A 536-nucleotide genomic window follows, 5' to 3' on the forward strand; every position below is an offset into this window, starting at 1 on the left:
CTGTCTGCCAGAACAAAAGATGAGACTACAACAAAAGCAGTCAAAGTGTTATTTTCAAAATACAAAAATGCAAAGGAACTTGCAAATGCAAAAACTAAAGACGTTGAGAAAATTATAAAATCAATTGGATTCTATCATGTAAAATCAAAAAGAATAATCGAAGTTGCAAAAATTATCAACTCAAAGTATAAGGGAAAAGTTCCAGATAATCTAGAAAAACTTGTAGAACTGCCAGGCGTTGGAAGAAAGACAGCAAACTGTGTTCTAGTTTATGCATTTGACAAGCCTGCAATCCCAGTAGATATCCATGTTCATAGAATCTCAAATAGATTAGGATTAGTAGATACAAAAACACCTGAGGAAACAGAGCAGGAGTTAATGAGGATAATTCCAAAAAAATTCTGGATTGATATTAACGATACTTTTGTAATGTATGGTCAAAACATTTGCAAGCCAATATCTCCTATGTGTAGTGTGTGTAAAATAAAAAATGATTGTAAATTTTATAAAACTAAGAACGCTTCTTAGTTAGATAT

Annotated in this window: 1 protein-coding gene; it reads left to right on the forward strand. The window is 31.3% G+C overall.

Translation table 11 applies throughout. The features are described from left to right. On the forward strand, positions 1 to 528 hold a 528-nt coding region (locus tag BG20_RS09715), incomplete at its 5' end, for an endonuclease III domain-containing protein (protein ID WP_048097216.1). Positions 529 to 536: the final 8 nt, after the last annotated feature.

The sequence above is a fragment of the Candidatus Nitrosarchaeum limnium BG20 genome, from assembly GCF_000241145.1.
GTDB classification, from domain to species: Archaea; Thermoproteota; Nitrososphaeria; order Nitrososphaerales; family Nitrosopumilaceae; genus Nitrosarchaeum; species Nitrosarchaeum limnae.